Annotated in this window: 1 protein-coding gene; it reads right to left on the bottom strand. The window is 31.2% G+C overall.

The genetic code is table 11. From position 1 onward, the window contains the following. On the bottom strand, positions 1 to 321 hold a 321-nt coding region (locus QWI17_RS19580), incomplete at both ends, for a POTRA domain-containing protein (protein ID WP_302724214.1).

The raw sequence follows: 321 nt of genomic DNA, 5'->3' as shown, positions 1-321 counted from the left end.
CAACTTTAGCATCTCTAAAACCAACAGATTTGTACTCATCAACCAAAGTTTTTAAATCTTCCTGGAATTTTTCAGGAATCATTTTAGATGATTTGAAGATATTGATCGATTTCTGTTTGGTATTTTTCATCCCTTTTTTACGTAAACGAGCAGCTGTTAAGTTGTCATTTCCTTCGAAAATGATTTTCTTAATCTTTACACGCTCTCCACGATTCACATTCAATGTAATATTTTCTTCATCTTCTTTACCAGCAATTGGTTGACGTTCTACATTAATTGTTGTGTTAGGATAACCTTTTCCAGTATAATAATCTTTGATTT

Source organism: Gilvimarinus gilvus (assembly GCF_030518155.1).
Taxonomy (GTDB): Bacteria; Pseudomonadota; Gammaproteobacteria; order Pseudomonadales; family Cellvibrionaceae; genus Gilvimarinus; species Gilvimarinus gilvus.
The sequence above is the reverse complement of the archived record's forward strand: the minus strand, read 5'-3'. Positions and strand labels throughout refer to the sequence as shown.